The organism is Streptomyces sp. NPDC004435, assembly GCF_042873895.1.
In the GTDB taxonomy this organism is placed as follows: Bacteria; Actinomycetota; Actinomycetes; order Streptomycetales; family Streptomycetaceae; genus Streptomyces.
This window is the reverse complement of sequence record NZ_JBIAMB010000009.1, coordinates 200,835-219,108: the sequence shown is the minus strand read 5'-3', so window position 1 is coordinate 219,108 and position 18,274 is coordinate 200,835. Positions and strand designations below refer to the sequence as shown.

Annotated in this window: 16 protein-coding genes; 9 read left to right on the top strand and 7 right to left on the bottom strand. The window is 72.0% G+C overall.

The window, feature by feature from the left end; translation table 11 throughout:
• Nucleotides 1–446: 446 nt before the first annotated feature.
• Nucleotides 447–2,216, top strand: a complete 1,770-nt coding sequence (locus ACFYT9_RS18715) for an ATP-binding cassette domain-containing protein (RefSeq protein ID WP_389165318.1) — start codon at nt 447–449, stop codon at nt 2,214–2,216.
• A gap of 340 nt (nt 2,217–2,556) precedes the next feature.
• Here the strand turns inward: ACFYT9_RS18715 and ACFYT9_RS18710 are convergent, their stop codons facing one another.
• Nucleotides 2,557–3,354: a class II aldolase/adducin family protein gene (locus tag ACFYT9_RS18710; protein ID WP_387271907.1), complete on the bottom strand. Its 798-nt coding sequence runs from the start codon at nt 3,352–3,354 to the stop codon at nt 2,557–2,559.
• Nucleotides 3,351–4,343 carry a C-terminal binding protein gene (locus tag ACFYT9_RS18705; protein ID WP_389165121.1) on the bottom strand — a complete coding sequence of 331 codons (993 nt, stop codon included), beginning with the start codon at nt 4,341–4,343 and terminating at the stop codon, nt 3,351–3,353. The genes ACFYT9_RS18710 and ACFYT9_RS18705 overlap by 4 nt, the downstream gene beginning before the upstream one ends.
• 197 nt (nt 4,344–4,540) lie before the next feature.
• On the opposite strand from ACFYT9_RS18705, the gene ACFYT9_RS18700 reads away from it, so the two are divergent.
• The 3 genes from ACFYT9_RS18700 to ACFYT9_RS18690 all read left to right on the top strand — a co-directional run bounded on the left by ACFYT9_RS18700 (nt 4,541) and on the right by ACFYT9_RS18690 (nt 8,777).
• Nucleotides 4,541–5,440 carry an Lrp/AsnC family transcriptional regulator gene (locus ACFYT9_RS18700; protein WP_376600401.1) on the top strand — a complete coding sequence of 300 codons (900 nt, stop codon included), beginning with the start codon at nt 4,541–4,543 and terminating at the stop codon, nt 5,438–5,440.
• Nucleotides 5,441–5,627: 187 nt separating this feature from the next.
• Nucleotides 5,628–7,289 (top strand): amidohydrolase, encoded by a 1,662-nt coding sequence (locus tag ACFYT9_RS18695; RefSeq protein ID WP_389165120.1) that lies wholly within the window; start codon nt 5,628–5,630, stop codon nt 7,287–7,289.
• A 147-nt stretch (nt 7,290–7,436) separates the two neighbouring features.
• Nucleotides 7,437–8,777: an MFS transporter gene (locus tag ACFYT9_RS18690; RefSeq protein WP_389165118.1), complete on the top strand. Its 1,341-nt coding sequence runs from the start codon at nt 7,437–7,439 to the stop codon at nt 8,775–8,777.
• Nucleotides 8,778–8,846: 69 nt separating this feature from the next.
• Here the strand turns inward: ACFYT9_RS18690 and ACFYT9_RS18685 are convergent, their stop codons facing one another.
• A complete protein-coding gene (locus ACFYT9_RS18685; RefSeq protein ID WP_376599140.1) occupies nt 8,847–10,319 on the bottom strand; it encodes a catalase in 1,473 nt (490 codons plus the stop codon).
• 142 nt (nt 10,320–10,461) lie between these two features.
• Complete coding sequence (locus ACFYT9_RS18680; protein WP_376599141.1) at nt 10,462–10,830, bottom strand: PRC-barrel domain-containing protein; 369 nt, start codon at nt 10,828–10,830, stop codon at nt 10,462–10,464.
• A 237-nt stretch (nt 10,831–11,067) separates the two neighbouring features.
• Between ACFYT9_RS18680 and ACFYT9_RS18675 the strand changes: the two genes are divergently transcribed.
• A complete protein-coding gene (locus ACFYT9_RS18675) occupies nt 11,068–12,129 on the top strand; it encodes a sugar ABC transporter substrate-binding protein (protein ID WP_389165116.1) in 1,062 nt (353 codons plus the stop codon).
• A gap of 86 nt (nt 12,130–12,215) precedes the next feature.
• On the opposite strand, the gene eat is transcribed toward ACFYT9_RS18675, so the two are convergent.
• Nucleotides 12,216–13,658 carry an ethanolamine permease gene (gene eat / locus ACFYT9_RS18670; RefSeq protein ID WP_389165114.1) on the bottom strand — a complete coding sequence of 481 codons (1,443 nt, stop codon included), beginning with the start codon at nt 13,656–13,658 and terminating at the stop codon, nt 12,216–12,218.
• Between the two features lie 198 nt (nt 13,659–13,856).
• Between eat and ACFYT9_RS18665 the strand changes: the two genes are divergently transcribed.
• Both ACFYT9_RS18665 and ACFYT9_RS18660 read left to right on the top strand, forming a co-directional pair.
• Nucleotides 13,857–14,474, top strand: coding sequence for a histidine phosphatase family protein (locus tag ACFYT9_RS18665; protein ID WP_389165112.1), 618 nt, complete (start codon nt 13,857–13,859; stop codon nt 14,472–14,474).
• Nucleotides 14,475–14,588: 114 nt separating this feature from the next.
• Nucleotides 14,589–14,993 carry an FKBP-type peptidyl-prolyl cis-trans isomerase gene (locus ACFYT9_RS18660; RefSeq protein ID WP_389165110.1) on the top strand — a complete coding sequence of 135 codons (405 nt, stop codon included), beginning with the start codon at nt 14,589–14,591 and terminating at the stop codon, nt 14,991–14,993.
• Between the two features lie 87 nt (nt 14,994–15,080).
• Here the strand turns inward: ACFYT9_RS18660 and ACFYT9_RS18655 are convergent, their stop codons facing one another.
• Complete coding sequence (locus ACFYT9_RS18655; protein ID WP_376599164.1) at nt 15,081–15,785, bottom strand: pyridoxamine 5'-phosphate oxidase family protein; 705 nt, start codon at nt 15,783–15,785, stop codon at nt 15,081–15,083.
• Nucleotides 15,786–15,928: 143 nt separating this feature from the next.
• Nucleotides 15,929–17,023 carry a globin domain-containing protein gene (locus tag ACFYT9_RS18650; protein WP_389165107.1) on the bottom strand — a complete coding sequence of 365 codons (1,095 nt, stop codon included), beginning with the start codon at nt 17,021–17,023 and terminating at the stop codon, nt 15,929–15,931.
• 639 nt (nt 17,024–17,662) lie between these two features.
• On the opposite strand from ACFYT9_RS18650, the gene ACFYT9_RS18645 reads away from it, so the two are divergent.
• Nucleotides 17,663–17,818 carry a DUF6131 family protein gene (locus ACFYT9_RS18645; protein WP_376599150.1) on the top strand — a complete coding sequence of 52 codons (156 nt, stop codon included), beginning with the start codon at nt 17,663–17,665 and terminating at the stop codon, nt 17,816–17,818.
• A 211-nt stretch (nt 17,819–18,029) separates the two neighbouring features.
• Nucleotides 18,030–18,254 carry a DUF6480 family protein gene (locus ACFYT9_RS18640; protein ID WP_376599152.1) on the top strand — a complete coding sequence of 75 codons (225 nt, stop codon included), beginning with the start codon at nt 18,030–18,032 and terminating at the stop codon, nt 18,252–18,254.
• Nucleotides 18,255–18,274 lie beyond the last annotated feature (20 nt).

The following is an 18,274-nucleotide window of genomic DNA, read 5'->3' as shown; positions in this document are numbered from 1 at the left end:
GCCTGTCTCCAGGGCCACGACGCCCCTCACGGGGAGGTCGGTGTCGTTCGGCGCGCGCCGGCCGCGGCCCGCGCGCCTCCTCGCGCGCCCTCGCACCCACCTCGACCGCTCCGTCCGCGGCATCGTCGGCGTTTCGGCCAACCGCCCCGTCCCGCACGTCTGTTGCGGGAGGCGGATCGGTGCATTCCCCATGCTCCGACACGCGCCGATTCCCGGGGTTCCGGTCACGGCCGAAAGACACCAGTTCGATATTCCTGTCGGGTCGTTGAGCTTCAGGACAGCGCCGGACGACCGTGCAGGAGGACCCGCCGTTGACCTCGATCCCCAGGAACGACCAGTCGCCGAACACACCGCCCACGTCCCCTCCTCCGCCCCCACCACCAGCGGAGATCACCTACTCGGGGCAGTACTCCGTCAATCCGCTCGCCGAGGTCTCCTTCCGTCTGATGTGCGCACGGATCCCCGCCGTCCTGGGCCGGATCGCGCGGCTGTCGTGGCGGATCGACCGGCGGGCCGTGCAGCTGCTGCTCGGCTGTCAACTGGTCACGGGCCTGTCGGCCGCCGTCCTGCTGACGTCCACCGCCCGCGCCATGGAGCCCGTCCTCGGGGAGGGGTCCGCGGGTGACCGTCTCCGTGGCGCGCTGCCGGCGTTGCTGGTGGTGACGCTCGCCGCCGCGCTGACCCGCACGGCGGGGGCGGTGGCCGCGTACGCGGAGCGGCGGATCACCCCACGGCTGACGACGGAGACGGACTCGGCCCTGGTCGAGGCGGTGTGCCGGGTGGAGGCCGCGGCCTACGCGGAGGAGGGGTTCTCCGAACGGCGTGAGGCGGCGGAGCTGGGGGTGATGCGCACGCACGTGATGGTGACGGACGCGCAGCGGTTCGTCTCCGCAGTGGTCCGCATGGTCACCGCCGGAAGTGTGCTGTCGGTCCTGAACCCCCTGCTGCTGCCGCTGCTCCTGCTCGCCGTCCTGCCGGCCGGTGCGGGGGCCGTGCTCAGCGCGCGCGTCGACTACGCGATCCACTACGCGAACGTGGCGGACCGCAACGTCAGGGGGATGATGCGCTGGTGGGCGACCGAGTCGAAGTACAGCGACGAGGTCCGCGCGAACTCGATGACCGACTATCTCGTCCACTGGTACCGGGCGCTCTCCGGCCGGTGCGACCGGCGCACGCTGGCCGCCGCGCCCCGTACGCTGCGGATCGCCCTGCTGTCCGCGCTGGCCGGCGGGGTGTTCCTGCTGGCGACGTGGGGTGCGCTGGCGTGGCTGACGGTGTCCGGCCGCATCGACCTCGCCGTGGCCGCGACGGCCGTCGTCGCCGTGCAGACCATGCTCGCCGCCCTGTCCCAGGTCGTCGTCAACGGCGCGGCGGTCTTCCACACGAGCCTGTACCTCGGTGACATGCAGTCCTTCCTCGACGACGCGGCGGCCCGCGCACCCCGGCGCGGCCCCCACCGGCTGACCGCCCCGGTCGACGAGATCCGTCTGGACGAGGTCGCCTACCGGTACCCGGGCAAGGACAGGCCCGCGGTCGACGGCGTCTCCCTGACCCTGCGGCGCGGTCAGATTCTCGCCGTCGTGGGCGCCAACGGGTCGGGGAAGTCGACGCTCACCCGCCTGCTGACCGGCGTCTACCTGCCGGACAAGGGCTCGGTCTCCTGGAACGGCACCGATCTCGCCGGGGTTGAGCCCGCCACGGTGTGGGAGCGGACCGGTCTGGTCCCGCAGATCTTCGCGCAGTGGCCGCTGCGCGTGCGCGAGAACGTGACGCTGGGCCAGCCGCACAGCCACGACGACGCGCCGGTGTGGGAGGCCGTCGACGCGGTCGGCATGCGCGACGCGGTCGAGGACCTCCCGGCGGGGCTGGAGACCCTCCTGGCCCGGGACGTCTTCGGCGGGACGGAACTGTCCGGCGGCCAGTGGCAGCGCATCGCCTGCTCCAGGGCGCTGTACCGCCGGCCCGGCCTGCTGATCCTCGACGAGCCCACCTCCCAGATGGACCCGCGGGGCGAACACCAGATCTTCGAGCGCATCAAGGCCATCGCCGCCGACCGCATCACGATCGTGGTCACCCACCGTCTGGAGAACACCAGGATCGCCGACCACATCATCGTGATGGAGCACGGCCGGATCACCGAACAGGGCCGGTACGACGACCTGGCGCACGGCGGCGGGACCTTCGCCGAACTGCTGGAACTGTCCCAGGACCGCTGACCGCCGACCGCTCCCGCTCGTCACGTCCCGTCCTGCCCCATGGCAGGACGGGACGCACCCTCGGGCCGCCGTTCCGGTCGGGGCGGACCGGACGGTGCCTCAGGCCCCGGGGTCGCGCAGGCCGACGCGGTCGAAGGCCCAGAACGGCTCCGAGTAGACGAAGGTGCCCGTCATCCACGGCTCGTGGGCGGACAACCGGGCGACCTGGAAGGCGGCTTCGGGGATCCGCGGAGACGGCGAGCGGAAGCCCAGAAGCGCCGTGGGTGCGCCCCCTGACCCTGTCGTCGGCCCGCCGCCCGCTCTGACGGAGCGGGCGGCGGGGACGGAGCGGGCGGCGCCGTCAGTCCTTGTACTCGGGGCAGGTCCGGTCCAGGAGGCGCAGCATGGCCGCCCAGGCCAGGTCGTAGGCGTCGTCGTCCGCGAAGTCGGACGCCGACGTCTCGCCCGCGAGCTGCCGGGCGGTGTACTCGCAGACCTCGGCGGGCGGGACGACCAGGGGGGCGCCGCCGGCCTGGGCGGTGACCTGGATCTCGCAGGCCCGCTCCAGGTAGTACATCCGCAGGAAGGCCTGGGCGGCGGTCTCGCCGACGGTCAGCAGGCCGTGGTTGCGGAGGATCAGCGCCGGGTGGGCGCCGATGTCGGCGACGATCCGGCGCTGCTCGTCGAGGTTGAGGGCGACGCCCTCGTAGTCGTGGTAGCCCACGCGGTCGTGGAACTCCATCGACATCTGGTTGAGCGGGAGCAGTCCGTGCTCCTGCGCGGCGACGGCGCAGCCGGCCTTGGTGTGGGTGTGCAGGACGCAGTGCGCGTCGGCGCGGGCGGCGTGGATCGCGCTGTGGATGACGAAACCGGCCGGGTTCACGGGGTACGGGGTCGGTTCGACCGGATGGCCGTCGAGGTCGATCTTCACCAGGTTGGAGGCGGTGATCTCCTCGAAGAGCAGCCCGTAGGGGTTGATGAGGAAGTGGTGCTCGGGGCCGGGCAGCCGCAGGGAGATGTGGGTGAAGATCAGGTCCGTCATCCGGAAGTGCGCGACGAGCCGGTAGACGGCGGCGAGTTCACGGCGCAGCCTCAGCTCCTCGGAGCCCGCGTCGACGAGGGGCCGTGTGGTCGGCGGGAGGGGATCGGTGACGGTCATACGGGGGCTCCTGCGGCGGTGGGATCGACGACGGGGGTGAGGGGACGGCCGGTGCGGTGCCAGGCGACGATGTTCTCGGCGGGGCGGCAGACGTAGCCGCGGCGCGAGGTGTCCGAGAGGAAGGCGCTGTGCGGGGAGAGCTGGATGCGGGGGTGGTGGCGCAGCGGGTCCTCGGCCGGGGGCGGCTCGACGGGGAACACGTCGAGCGCGGCGCCGGCGAGGTGGCCGGAGTCGAGTGCCGCCACCAGCGCCTCGGCGTCGACGAGTTCACCGCGCGCGACGTTCACGAGGAAGCCGCCGGGACGCATCCGCTCCAGCAGGGCTCCGTCGACGAGTCGGTGCGTGCCCGGGGTCAGCGGGACGTGCAGGGACAGGAGGTCGGCGGAGGCGGCGAGTGCGCCGAGGTCCGCGTGCCGTTCGACGCCGGCCGGCCAGAGGGCGGCGTCGGCGTGCGGGTCGTAGGCCGCCACCCGGCCGAAGACGGGAGCCGCGATCGCCGCCAGGGTGCGGGCGATCCTCCCGAACCCGACGAGGCCGAAGGTCAGTTCGCTCGCGCGGCGCGGCAGGAACTGCTGCCCGGCGAAGTGTTCGTTCCAGCCGCCGGAGCGGACGACGGCGTCGGCCTGGGGGAGGCGCCGGAGCAGCGACAGCGCGGAGGCGAGCGCGTGGACGGCGACGTCCTCGGTGGCGACGTCTGGCAGGTTCGTGACCCAGAGCCCCCTCCGGTGGGCCTCGGCGACGTCGACCATGTCGTAGCCGGCGGACATCGTGGCGAGGATGCGCACGCGCGGCAGACGGTCGAGCAGGGCGGCGTCGACGCGCGCGTATCCGACGATCAGGGCGTCGGCGTCCCGGGCGGTCGCGGCGAGGACGTCGGGGTCCCGGGTGCCGGCGACGCGCACCTCGAATCCCGCGTCCACGAGCAGCCGCACCCCCGGGCGCGGGTCCAGGTCCTCGGTGTCGGTGAAGACGGCGACGGGACGACTCACGGCACTCCCCTCTGGAGACGGATTGACGATTCGTTCGCTCGAATCGACCTCAAGCTACGTTTCATCCGTTCGCGATGTCCAGAGCCGCCGATCCAGCATGCCTGTGACGCATGTCACGGTCGATTCGCCATCGGCGGCCGGTGACCGAGAATGACAACGCACCGGGCGCCCGAGCCCCGAACAGAGGAGAACCTCCTGTGGACCTGGACCACATCGATCTGGCCGTCGTGCGCGAGCTGCAGATCGACGGCCGCCTCACCTACGAGGCCCTGGCCCAGCGGGTCGGCCTGTCCCGGCCCGCGACGCGCGCCCGGGTGCAGCGACTCCTGGAGCCGGGGACCGTACGCGTCGTCGCCGTCGTCCACCCCTCGATCCGCGGGCTGACCGCCTCCGCGCACCTGTCGGTCGACGTCCACGGCGCGGCGGAGCCCGTGGCGCGGGCGATCGCCGCGATGCCGGAGGCGCCGTTCGTCACCCTCACCGCCGGCCGGCGGTCGATCATGGCCGAGCTGCGCACCCCGGGCTTCGAGGCGCTCGACCGGGCGATCGAGGCCGTCCGGTCGGTGCCGGACGTCGCCCTGGTCGATCCGCTGATCAGCACGCGCCACCTGAAGGACCCCTATCTGATGGTGGACGACCCGACGGTCTCGGACCTCGACGAGACCGACCACCGGATCCTCGACGCCCTCGAACAGGACGGCCGGCTGCCCTTCGCCGACCTCGCCGAGCGGGTCGGCCTCTCCCCGGGCGCCACCCGCGCGCGCACCCTCCGGCTGCTGGAGGGCGGGGTGGTCAAGGTGCTCGCGCTCATCCGGCCCGAGGTGCTGGGGCTCGGCTACCTCTGCGGGTTCGCCGTGGGCGTCGAGGGCCCGCGCGAGCCCGTCGCCCGGGAGCTGACGACCTGGGGCGAGGTCTCCTTCCTCTCGGCGTGCGTCGGACGGGCGGAGCTGGTCGGCACGATCACGGCCGAGTCCCTCGCCTCGGCACGGGCGACGCTCGACGCCGCACGCGCCCTTCCCGGCGTACGGGAGGTCGAGAGCTGGGTCCACCTGGAACTCGTCAAGGAGCGGTACGACCTCCGCACCCCGGCGTCGTAGCGCACCACCAGCCGCGAAGGCATCGTCGGCCGCGAAGACACCGCCACAGACGATCCGTAAGTGAAGGGAGCCAAAACTTCCGAACAGAATTATTCCTTCACCTCTGGCCAACGTCTCGTTCGTTCTCTATCGTCCTGACGAACGATTCAGCCGTTCTGGCAACTCTTGGCCGAAAGTAGGCTCCCCCATGCACCACCCGTCCCCCCGGATCCCTGCCGAGCGCACCCTCCTCGTCACCGGCGCGGCCGTCGCCGTGCCGGGCACCGGCGTACGGGCCGAGGCGCTCGCCGTCCGCGGCGACCGCGTCGTCCACGTCGGCACGGCCGCCGACGCCCGCGCCGCCCTCGGCGGCAGCCCCGACGAGACCCTGGAGCTCGACGGCGGCCTGGTCCACCCGGGATTCGTGGACGCCCACTGTCACCCGGTGATGTACGGCCAGGCGCTCGCCTGGGTCGACTGCCGTCCCGAGCGCGTCCCGGACATCGACACCCTCGTCGCCGTCCTGACCGAGGCCGCCCGCGAGCTCCCCGCCGGCGTGCCCGTCCGCGGCTTCGGCTACGAGCACCGCCGCCTCGCCGAGCGCCGCCACCCCACCTGTCACGACCTCGACCGGATCGCCACCGACCGCGAGGTGTACGTGATGAACGCCTCCGGTCACGGCGGCGTCGTCAACTCCCACACCCTGCGCACGTGCGGCATCACCGTCGGCACCCCCGACCCCGAGGGCGGGTCCATCGGCCGGCTCCCCTCGGGAGAGCCGGACGGACAGCTGTGGGACGCCGCCTGCGACATGCTCACCGGCCCCGGCGGGGTGAAGATCGGCAACCACGGACCGAACTTCCACCTCTCCGAGCCCGACGAGATCATGGCCGACCACCTGATGCGGGCACAGGAGACCTTCCTGGCCGCCGGTGTCACGACGGTCGGCGACGCCCAGGCATCGCGCCGCGAGATGGAGACCTACCTGCGGGCCCGCGCCGACGGCTCGCTGCGCATGCGGGTCTCGGCGTACCTCACCTCCGCCCTGCTCGACACGGCCCTCGACCTGGGCGCGGTGCGCGGCTTCGGCGACGACCTGTTCCGCGTGCAGGGCGTGAAGTTCTACGCCGACGGGACGCTCGGCGGCTGGACCGCGTACTTCCCCGAGGGGTACGCCGCCGACTGCTGCCACCACGGGCAGCTCTACCACTCGGCCGAGGAGTACGCGGAGATCGTCGCGAAGGCCCACCGGGCCGGGCTCCAGACCGCCACCCACGCCCAGTCCCCCTTCGCGATCGGCATGGTCCTCGACGCCATCGAGAAGGCCCAGGCCGACGTACCGCGCGCCGGCATGCGCCATCGCATCGAGCACTGCGGCCTGCCGACGGACGAGCAGATCACGCGCATGGGCGAGCTCGGCGTCGTCCCCGTCATGCAGCCCCAGCACCACCTCCGCACCGGCGACGGCACGCTGACGGCGGTCGGCGACCTCGGCCACCGCTACAACCCGGCCGGCCCCTGCCTGCCCGCCGGCGTCCCGGTGGTGTTCAGCTCCGACGCGCCCGTGGCCCCGCCCGCCCCGCTGGAGGCGGTCTCCGCGGCGGCGACCCGCCGCACCGTCCTCGGCACGGTCCTCGGTGACGAGTCGCTGCGTCTCTCGGTCGCCGACGGCCTGCACGCCCACACCGGTGCCGCCGCCGCGGCGCTCCACCGCGAGCACGCCGTCGGCGCCCTGGCACCCGGGATGCTCGCGGACTTCGTCGTGCTCGACGCGGACCCGCTGCTCACCGACCCGGCCGCGCTCGCCTCGATCGGCGTCCGCGAGACCTGGATCGGCGGCGAGCGCGTCTGGGCCGCCCCGGGCCGCTGACACCCGGCGACCCCGGCCCGTCCCCGCCGCACCCCCGTCCCCGCGCGCCCGTCCCCGCGCTCCCGCGCCCCCGCGCCCCTGCGCTCCCCGCACTCCGAGCTCCGCCCCCGCTCCCCCGCTCCCCACCCGCTCCTGCCGGAGGCCCCCGTGTCCCAGTCCCCAGCGGCACGCCCGCAGAACCCGATGAGAGCCGCGCTCGCAGCGCTCGTCGGCACGTCCATCGAGTGGTACGACTTCTACGCCTTCGCCACCGCCGCGGCGATCGTCTTCGACGACGTCTTCTTCCCCGCCGACATGCCGCCGGCGCTCCGCACCCTGTCCGCCTTCGGCACCTTCGCCGTCGGCTTCCTGCTCCGCCCCCTCGGCGGCATCGTGTTCGGGCACATAGGCGACCGGGTCGGCCGGAAGAAGACCCTCGTCATCACGCTGATGATGATGGGCGTCGCCTCGTTCGCCATCGGTCTGCTCCCGACGTACGCGCAGGTCGGCGCCCTCGCCCCGATCCTGCTCATCGTGCTCCGGCTCATCCAGGGCATCGCCATCGGCGGGGAGTGGGGCGGTGCCGTCCTCGTCGCCGTCGAGAACGCGCCGAAGGGCAAGGCGACCTTCTTCGGCTCCTTCGCCCAGCTCGGCTCCTCCGTCGGCGCCCTCCTCTCCACGGGCGCCTTCTCCCTGATGAACCTCTGGGGCGACGAGGCGTTCGACAGCTGGGGCTGGCGCGTGCCGTTCCTCGCCTCCGCCGTCCTCGTCGTCATCGGCCTCGTCATCCGGCTGAAGCTGGAGGAGGCACCGGTCATGGAGGAGATCAAGGCCCAGAACACGGCGGAGACCAAGCTCCCGGTCGTGGAGGTCTTCCAGACCTCCTGGCGCACGGTCCTCGTCGGCGTCTTCGCGCTCGCCACCGCGACCGGCGGCTACTACGTGGTGACGAGCTACCTCCTGTCGTACGGGACGGGCGAGCTGCACCTCTCCGAGTCGATGCTCCTCAACGGCCTCTCCCTCGCGGCCTTCCTGGAGCTCGTCGTCACCCCCGGCCTCTCCTGGCTCGGTGACCGCGTCGGGGCGCACAAGGTGGTCGTGGCCGGCCTGGTGGGCGTCATCGTCCTGTCCGTCCCGCAGTTCCTGGCGCTCGGGACCGGAAGCGTGGTCCTGATCTACCTCAGCATGCTGGGGATGCGGCTCGTGATGTCCGCCCTGTACGGTCCCATCGCCGCGATCCTGGCGGAGGGCTTCGAGCCCCGGGTGCGCTACACCGGGATCTCGCTCTCCTACCAGATCTGCAACATGATCTTCGGCGGCTTCGCCCCGCTGGCCGCGGTCTCGCTGACCGCGCTCGCGGGCGGCCACTTCTGGCCGGCCGCCGCCCTGCTCATGGTGATCTCCGCGATCGGCATCTGGTGCACGCTGCGCCTGCGCCGGCTCGGCACGCCGGAGACGGGCGCCGCTCCGGCGCCGCGGCCGGCCGAGGAGCCCGTACCGGCTGTGTGACGCGACCGAAGCCGGGGTCATGGGCGCGGACGCTCATGACCCCGGCTTCGGCGGCGGGCGGGAGGGGCCTCAGGACCCCTTCTTCTCGGCCTGCGCCGACCGCACGCCCTGGCTGACGCGCTCGCCGAGGGCCGTGTCGATGTTGCTCCAGTAGGCGAAGGCCCGCTGGAGGACCGGCTCGCTGACGCCGTCGAGGAGGTGGCCCACCACGTTCTCGACCAGGCGGTCGCGGGCCTTGTCGTCGAGCACCTCGCGCACGAGGGTGCCGGGCTGGCCCCAGTCGTCGTCCTCCGGGTGGGAGACGTAGGCCGAGCGGGTGATCTCGCCGTCAGCCGTCCAGCTCGGCGGGGTGCCGTGGCGCTCGGGGTCGGCGGCGGGCCCGCCCTTGGAGTTCGGTGCGTAGACCGGGTCCGTCGTCTTCCGGTACGCCATCGCCCCGTCCTTGGAGTACGTGTGGACGTCGACGACGGGAGCGTTCACCGGGAGCTGCTGGTAATTGGTCCCGATGCGGGCCCGGTGGGCGTCCGCGTACGAGAAGAGCCGGCCCAGCAGCATCCGGTCGGGGCTGGGACCGATGCCGGGGACGAAGTTGTTCGGCTGGAAGGCGGCCTGCTCGATCTCGGCGTGGTTGTCGGTGGGGTTGCGGTCGAGCGTCATGCGGCCGACCGGGATGAGCGGGTAGTCGCCGTGCGGCCAGACCTTGGTCAGGTCGAAGGGGTTGAACCGGTACGCCGCCGCGTCCTCGTACGGCATGACCTGCACGTGCAGCGTCCAGCTCGGGAAGTCGCCGTCCCGGATGTGCTCGAAGAGGTCCCTCATGTGGAAGTCCGCGTCCTGGCCCGCCAGGCGGTCGGCCTCGTCCTGCGTGAGGAACTCGATGCCCTGGTCTGTCTTGAAGTGGTACTTCACCCAGAACCGCTCGCCGGCCGCGTTGATCCACATGTACGTGTGCGAGGTGTAGCCGTTCATGTGGCGCCAGGTACGCGGGATGCCCCGGTCGCCCATCAGCCAGGTGACCTGGTGCGCGGACTCCGGGGAGAGGGTCCAGAAGTCCCACTGCATGTCGTGGTCGCGCAGGTTGCTGTCGGCCCGGCGCTTCTGGGACCGGATGAAGTGCTGGAACTTCATCGGGTCCTTGATGAAGAAGACCGGCGTGTTGTTGCCGACCATGTCGTAGTTGCCTTCGCTGGTGTAGAACTTCACCGCGAAGCCGCGCGGGTCGCGCCAGGTGTCCGGGCTGCCCCGCTCACCGGCGACCGTGGAGAAGCGGGCGACGAGATCGGTGCGGACGCCCGGCTGGAACAGCGCCGCCCTGGTGTAGCGGCTGACGTCGTGGGTGACCTCGAAGCGGCCGAAGGCGCCGCTGCCCTTGGCGTGCGGCTGGCGCTCGGGGATCCTCTCGCGGTTGAACTGCGCCATCTGCTCGATCAGGTAGGCGTCCTGGAGCAGGATCGGACCGCCCGGACCGACGGTGAGCGAGTGTTCGTCGCTCTCCACCGGGGCGCCGGAGTCGGTCGTGGTGGCGGGTCGACTGTCGGTCATCGGTCGTACTGCCTTCCCTCGTACTGGACAGGTCCCAGCCTGACCCCGCTCGGGCGAAGCCACCACCGGAGGCGGAGCCGTGCCCGATCGGTGGAGGGGGTGGGCCCGGACGCGCCGGTTCGGGCCCTCCCCCACCGGACGGTCAGGCGATCGGCCCGCCGAAGGGGCCTCCCGGCCAGTAGTACATGCCCACGTCATGGCGGTAGGCGGGGTCTTCGAGGTGCTTCTCCCGGTGGAACTCGGGGGCGTCCTTGATCTGCTCCTTGGTGCGGTCGACGAAGATCTTCCGTTCGTCGATGTCGACCCGCTTCACGGTCGCGGCCGGCAGGAGGACCTCCTTGCCGAAGATCCAGACGCCCGTGTCCACGACCAGGTAGGAATCCTCGACCTCGTCGGAGTGCTTGTCCACCTTCCCGACGTGGCCGTCGAGGGCCTCGACCGCGTAGCCGGTCAGGTCGGTGCCGGCCAGATGACCCGCGGTCGACTTGTAGCTCCACACGTTCTCGCTCACGCGAAACAACTCCTCCGGTCTCTCGCGGCGGGGCGCTCTCCCCGCCTGGGCACCGCCTGCCCCGGGTCGAGCGAGTCATTCCGCCGGACAGAACCGATCCCCGGCCTTCATTTACTGGACGGTCAGGTCGTTGCCATCTCGTTAAACGTTTACTTCTTGACGGCAAACTGTCCGCCCGAGTTGACTTCGCTGCACCTCGGCCGCAATGTCGCGGTCTCGTCAGGGAGGCACCCCACCATGAACGCAATGACCCGTCGCGCCGTCATCGGCGCGGCCGTGGTCTCCACGGCTCTCGCCCTCTCCGCCTGCGGCCAGGCCGCCGGCGGGAACGAGGCGAAGGGCAGCTCGACCAAGATCGGTCTGCTCCTGCCGGAGAACAAGACCGCGCGGTACGAGGCGCTGGACAAGCCGCAGTTCGAGAAGGCCGTCAAACGCCGCTGTCTCGACTGCGAGGTCGTGTACAACAACGCCGTCTCCGACGTCGTGAAACAGAAGCAGCAGTTCGACCAGCTCATCGCCGACGGCGTCACGGTCATCGCGCTCGGCTCGGTCGACGCGGCCAAGTCCGCGGGCTGGGTCGAGGAGGCACACGCCAAGGGCGTCAAGGTCGTCGCGTACGACCGCGCGATCAAGGGCGCCGACGTCTACGTCAGCCACGACAACTACAAGGTGGGCGAGTTCCAGGGCGAGGCCCTGCTCGCCGCCCTGGGCCACAAGGCCGACACCGCCGACGTGGTGATGATCAACGGTGACGAGAAGGACCCGAACGCGGCCCTGTTCAAGAAGGGCGCCCACAACGCCCTGGAGGGCATGGTCGGCAGGATCGCCTACGAGGCCTCCGGGCAGTGGGACCCGAAGATCGCGGGCGAGAAGATGGCCGCCGCCGTCTCCTCCGTCGGCAAGGACAAGATCGACGCCGTCTACTCCGCCAACGACGGCATGGCGGGCGGCATCATCACCTCCCTGGAGAACGCCGGCATCAAGAACATCCCGGTCGGCGGCCAGGACGCCGAGATCGCGGGCATCCAGCGGATCGTCGCCGGCACCCAGACCTTCACCATCTACAAGTCGCCGCTCGACCTGGCACCCACGGCCGCCGAGTTCGCGGTCGACATGCTCATGGGTGTGCCGATCCGCGCCCAGACCGTGACGGACGGCGTGCCGTCGAAGCTCCTCGACCCGGTGGTCGTCGACAGGACCAACATCCAGTCCACGGTGGTCAAGGACGGCATCTACACCGCCGCCGACATCTGCACGGGGAAGCTCGCCGACAAGTGCGCCGAGCTGGGCATCAAGTAGCACCCTCACACCCGTACCCGGCGCCGCGTGAGGCGGCGCCGGGTACGGGTCCGGGTCCGGGCTTCAAGGAGTGAACCGGGGGCGGGTCAGTCGCGTGCGAGCTCGGCCTCCGCCGTGGCGAGAGCCGCGAACTCCTCCTCGGGCGCCCTGGCCACCAGATGGTGCCGGCTGTAGACGGCGAAGTAGCCGAGGGCGAGCACGTACACCCCGAGCGCGATGAGCGCCGCGTCCTTGTCCACCAGGAAGGTCGCCACCAGGGCGGAGAGGGCGAGGACGAAGGCGACGGACGACGTCAGGACTCCGCCCGGGGTCCGGTACGGGCGGGCGAGACCCGGCTCGCGGTGGCGCAGCACGATGTGGGAGAGCGCCATCAGCGCGTACGAGATGGTGGCGCCGAAGACGGCGATGTTCAGCATCCGCGCCCCGTCGCCGGTGCCGGCCGCCAGCGCGAAGCCGATCGCCCCGGGGATCAGCAGGCCCAGGTACGGCGCCTTGCGGCGGCTGGTGAGGGAGAGGAAGCGCGGCAGATAGCCGGCCCTGGAGAGCGCGAAGAGCTGGCGCGAGCCCGCGTAGATCAGCGAGAAGAACGAGGCCACGAGTCCCGCGAGGCCGGCGTAGTTGACGAAGCGGCTGAGCGCGGTCGGCTCGCCGTCACCCTGGAGGGCCACCACCAGCGGGTTTCCGGCCTCCTGGATCGCGGCCGAGCCGCGGGCGCCGGTCGCGGCGAGGAAGGTGACGACCGCGAGCAGCACCAGGACGCCCATCGACAGGGCGAGGGCCCTGGGCATCGAGCGCACCGGGTCCTTGGCCTCCTCCGCCGCCAGCGGCACTCCCTCGACGCCCAGGAAGAACCACATGCCGAAGGGGAACGCCGCCCAGATGCCGAGCAGGCCGAAGGGCAGCCAGGAGTTCGAGCCGAAGGCGGTCGCGTCGACGGGGATGTCGTTCAGGCCGGACACGTGGAAGTCGCTGAGCGCGCCGAGCGCGAAGACGAGGAGCGCGGCCACCGCGACGGCGGTGACGACGAGGCTGAAGCGCAGCGCCTCGCCCACCCCCCACAGGTGGATGCCGATGAAGAGGGCGAAGCAGACGAGGTAGACCGGCCACCCCGATTCCAGTCCGAAGAGTCCGAGCGACTCGACGTAGTCCCCGATGAAGATGGAGATCGCGGCGGGTGCCAGCACGTACTCGATGAGGATGGCGGTCCCGGTGAGGAAGCCGCCCCAGGTGCCCAGCGCCCGGCGGGCGAAGCCGTAGCCCCCGCCCGCGGTGGGCAGGATGGCGGACAGTTCGGCGAGCGAGAAGACCAGACAGGCGTACATGGTGCCCATGAGCACCATTGCGATGGCCAGGCCGCCGAAGCCGCCCTCGGACAGGCCGATGTTCCAGCCCGAGAAGTCGCCGGAGACGACGTACGCGACGCCCAGCCCGGTCAGCAGCAGCCATCCGGCGCTGCCCCGGCGCAGGGTGCGCCGTGCCAGGTAGTCGTCCCCGGCGGGCGTGCTCCTGGAGGTCTCTTCCACGGTCATGGCAGCACTCAGCTCCCCGCAACGATGCCAATGGTGTGGCTGCATACCATTGCGCTGGACAGGTCGCCCGCGCAAGCCCCTGACGCCATCTCGCCGCGGCTCCCCCTCATGGCCGTGCCGTGCAACGGGTTCCCGCGCCGAGGGTTACGGTGAGGGCGAGGGGCTCCACAGGCGGCTTTCGAGAGGAGCGGCGCGGGCATGGGTGACCTTCTCCTGGTCCGCCACGGCGAGACCGAGTGGAGCGCCGCCGGACGGCACACCGGCCGCACCGACCTTCCGCTCACCGCCGAGGGCGAAGCCGAGGCGCGGGCGCTCGCGCCCTTCTTCGCCGGCCGCGCCGTGGCCTTCGTGCTGACCAGCCCGCTGCGGCGGGCCCGGCGCACGGCCGAACTCGCCGGTCTGCGCGACGCGGTGACGGACGAGGACCTGTGCGAGTGGGACTACGGCGGGTACGAGGGGCTCACCACGGCCCGCATCCACGAGGCGCGACCGGGCTGGTCGCTGTGGCGGGACGGCGTGCCCGCGCACGGGGACGGGCGGCCCGGGGAGTCCGCCGAGGACGTGGGACGACGGGCCGACCGGGTCCTCGCCCGGATCCGGCCCCTCCTCACGGACTCCGTCGAGGACGGCGTCGTCGTGGCGCACGCGCATCTGCTCCGCGTGCTGACGGCCCGCTATCTGGACCTGCCGCCGTCCGAGGGGCGGTTGTTCCTGCTGACGACGGCCGCGCTGGGCCGGCTGTCCACGGAGCACGGCCTGCCCGTGATCGCCGGCTGGAACCAGCGCCCCCTCCCCCGCACCGGCGCCGGTAGGTGACCGGCGTGCCGGCTCCTCCCCCGGCGGTCGGTAGCGTGACCGTCTGCCGCATGGAGGGTCCATGCGTCCGGCCGGCCCGCGCGAGGGCCTCCGGCGGAGAAGGACGAGGATGCGATGAGCGAACGGACGAAGCCCGAGGTCGAGGTTCCGGCGGGCGAGGCGCCCACCGAGCTGACCGTCCGGGACATCGTCGTGGGCACCGGTCCCGAGGCGAAGCCGGGGATGGTGCTCCGGGTCCACTACGTCGGGGTCGCCTTCGCGTCCGGGAGGGAGTTCGACGCCTCCTGGGACCGGGGCGAGCCGTACAAGTTCGCCCTGGGCGGCGGCAAGGTCATCAAGGGCTGGGACCGGGGCGTGCGGGGGATGCGGGTCGGCGGCCGGCGCGAGATCGTCGTGCCCCCGCGCCTCGGCTACGGCAAGCAGTCGCCCACCCCACTGATCCCGCCCGGCTCGACCCTCGTCTTCGTGGTGGACCTGGTCGCCGCGTACTCCGCCACCACCGGGTGGAGCACCGCCTGAGCCGCCTCGCCGGGCCCGATCCGGAGAAACGCCCTAGGCAGGGTCTTCAAATGATCATCGCTGGTGGATCATTTGAAGACACCCCCCCTAGGCGTCCTGCCCGCTCCGAGTGAACCAGCCGCTGAACGCCCCCGCCCTCGCCGCCGAGTCGGCCTTCGCGAGGACCGTCTCGGCCGCCGCGCGCCAGGTCGCCCGGTCGGCGCGGGGCGGCGGGACGAAGGGGCCGCGTCCGGGGGCGTCGGCGGCCGCGCCGAAGAAGTCGCCGCCCTTGCGCCGGGTGTCGTCCGTGCCCCAGGAACGGCCGGAGCGGACCGGGGCCTTCTGGAGGTGGGGGATGTGCTTGGCGCAGTGGATGTACGCCTCGTCGACGGCGATCTCGACCCACATCAGGGCCCGCCGGCCGGGCACCGGGTCGACGGTGAGCCCGGCGCCGGGGTGGGCGCGGCGCATCTCGTCGTCGGGGACGACCCTGGCCCTCCCGTTGACGTGCAGACCGATGCGGTCGCGGAGGAAGTCCACCATCAGCACGCCGACGTGCGGATTCTCCTCGATGTTGCCGAGGCTGGCGTGGACGCCGTTGCCCCGGTACTCCGGGTAGGCGAGGGTCGTGTCGTCGAGGACGTGGAGGAAGCCGGGCGGGCCGGCGCGGAAGGTGTTGTCACAGGCTCCGTGGCGGTCGGCGGTGGCCAGGAAGAACATCTCCTGCCGTGCCGTGAACTCGCGCATGCGGGGGTTCAGCCTGTCGAGGACCTGTTCGGCGTAGAACCGGTCGGCGCGTTCGCCGCTGCCCAGTCGCCACTGGACGAGGTGCTCGCCGTCGCTGCCCGGGCGGGTGGTGCGCAGGAGCGCGGTCGGCGGCTCGGTCCGCTCCGTCCCGTCGGTCCGCTCGGTCCGCGCCGTCCGCTCGAAGGTGCTCGGGTCCTGCTGGGAAGTGCTCACGTCGTTGCCCCGGCCAGTTCCTCTAGGGAGTCGTGTCGTATGCGGTGGGTGGGGATGCCGACGCCCACGAGGGCCTCGACACCGCGGCGGATCATTCCGGGCGGGCCGGACAGATAGGCGTCGTGGGTGTACCAGGGGCCGTGCTCGCGGATGGCGTCGGGCAGGCCGCCCGAGGGCAGGCCGCCGGGGGCGTCGTCCAGGACGGAGCGGACCGAGAGCCAGGGGTGCGACTGCCGGAGCCGCAGCAGGGTCTCGATGTCGTACAGGCCGTGGTTCTCGCGGGCGCCGTAGAAGACGTCGACGGTGCGGTACCTGCCGTGCCGGGCGACGTCCTCGACGAGGGCCTTGATGGGTGCGGTGCCGGTGCCGCCGCCCAGGCACAGCAGCCCGTTGTCGTTGCTGTGGTCCACCGTCATGGAGCCGGCGGGGGGACCGAGCCGGATGGTGTCGCCGGGACGGGCGCGGTGCACCAGGGCGTTGGAGACCCAGCCCGCCGGGACGGCCTTGACGTGGAAGGAGAGCAGCCCGTCGGACCGGGGCGCGGAGGCGAAGGAGTAGTGCCGCCAGACCCGCGGCCACCAGGGGGTCTCCAGAGCGGTGTACTGGCCGGCGAGGAAGGGGTACGGCTGGTCGGGTCTGACGGTGACGACCGCGATGTCCCTGGCCCTCATCTCGTGGGCGACCACCTCGGCCTGCCACCAGGCCGGCGAACGGCGTTCGTCCTCGGTCGCCGCGTCGATCATGATCTGCGAGATCGCCGTGTAGGCGGCCACCCACGCGGCCTCGGTCCTCGGCCCCCAGACGGCGCCGGCGTAGCGGGCGAGGGCGCCGATCAGGGCCTCTCCGACAGCGGGGTAGTGCTGGGGGCGCGTGCCGTACTTCCGGTGCCCGCGACCGAGGTGGGTGAGGTACGTGGTCAGCGTGGCCGGGTCGTCCGCGTGGGTCGCGGCGGTGAGCAGCGCCTTGAAGAGGCGGTCCCGCTGGGTGTTCATGGCCGCGGGGAAGAGCTCCCGCAGGTCGGGGTGGCGCAGGAAGAGCAGGGCGTAGAAGTGCGAGGTGACCTGGTCGGCGATCGGCTCGATCTCGGCCATGGTGCGTCGCAGCAGGGCGGCGTCCGACTCGTCCGGCGGACTGTCGCCGCCCCGGCCGGCCCCCGGGTGCGATCCCCGGGGCGTCCGGGGCTCCGACGAGGTGTCAGGCGCCGGTGCGGTCCCCCGGGTGAACCAGCCCCCGGCGTCGCCTGATCCGTCGGACGACGGAGTGGTCGGAGTTCCCATCGCTGCGCCTCGCCTCGAATTGCCTCGCCTTCACGCCCACTCGTATGAGGGCGGGCCGACCATACATCGGCGGTCCGAGGGTGCGGGAAATTTGCTCAGAACCGGCCCGCGAACGCGTTTTCGCAGCTCAGAGCATTGTTACTCATTAGTTCGAACGGTTTGTATACACGTTCGAGGATTTTCAGGAGGTGAATCCCCGACGGAAAAGTCACGCCACCGACAGAACTCCTTCACAACCTTCGCAGAATTCCTCGGACCCTCACTCGGCCCTCGCGGGGGGCCCAGGTGGGAGGGCCGGGTAGGCGGATGCGACACCGGTGCCCCGCCGGGCACATACACCCCGGGGATGCGGGCAGTCGCTGCGTGCGGGACGTCACCCCCTTCTCGTCCCGTCACCGTTCACCCGCGGGCCCGGCACGAGCGTGGCCCCCCAACGAGAAACCGAGGCACGCCATGCTGCTGGTCGGAGTCATCCTCCTCGTCATCGGATTCGTCACCGGGATCTCCATCCTCTGGACGATCGGACTCGTCCTGGTCGTCATCGGCGCCGTCCTGTGGATCCTCGGAGCCATGGGCCACGCGGTCGGCGGTCGGCGCCACTACTGGTGACCCCCGGACCGGACCACCGGTGACCCCGGACCGGACCACTGGTGACCACCCGGACCGAGCGGCCCGGACCGATCGGGGTCCGCCCGGCGCCCGCCCGGCCCCTCGCGCCCGAACCCTCGCGCCCGGACGGGCGGGCCGGGCCCGGGGAGCGCGAGCCCACCCGCGGCCGCGGCCGCCGTCGACCGGCCGCCCCACACGAAAGGTGCGTGCGATGACCGGCTACGACCCTCCTCAGGACCCGGGGGGCGCTCCGCTCTCCGGCGGCACCGCGCGCCCCGGCGAGACGCCTCCCGCGGAGTCGGGCACCGGCTCGGGCACCGGACCGTACCGTCCGCTCACGCGCGGCTGGGGCCGGGGCCCGCTCGTGGCCATCGTCGTACTGTCCGTTCTGGTCGCCCTGTTCTTCCTCGCCTACGCGATCACGCTCGCCGTGTGACCCGCGGGCGTACACCCTCT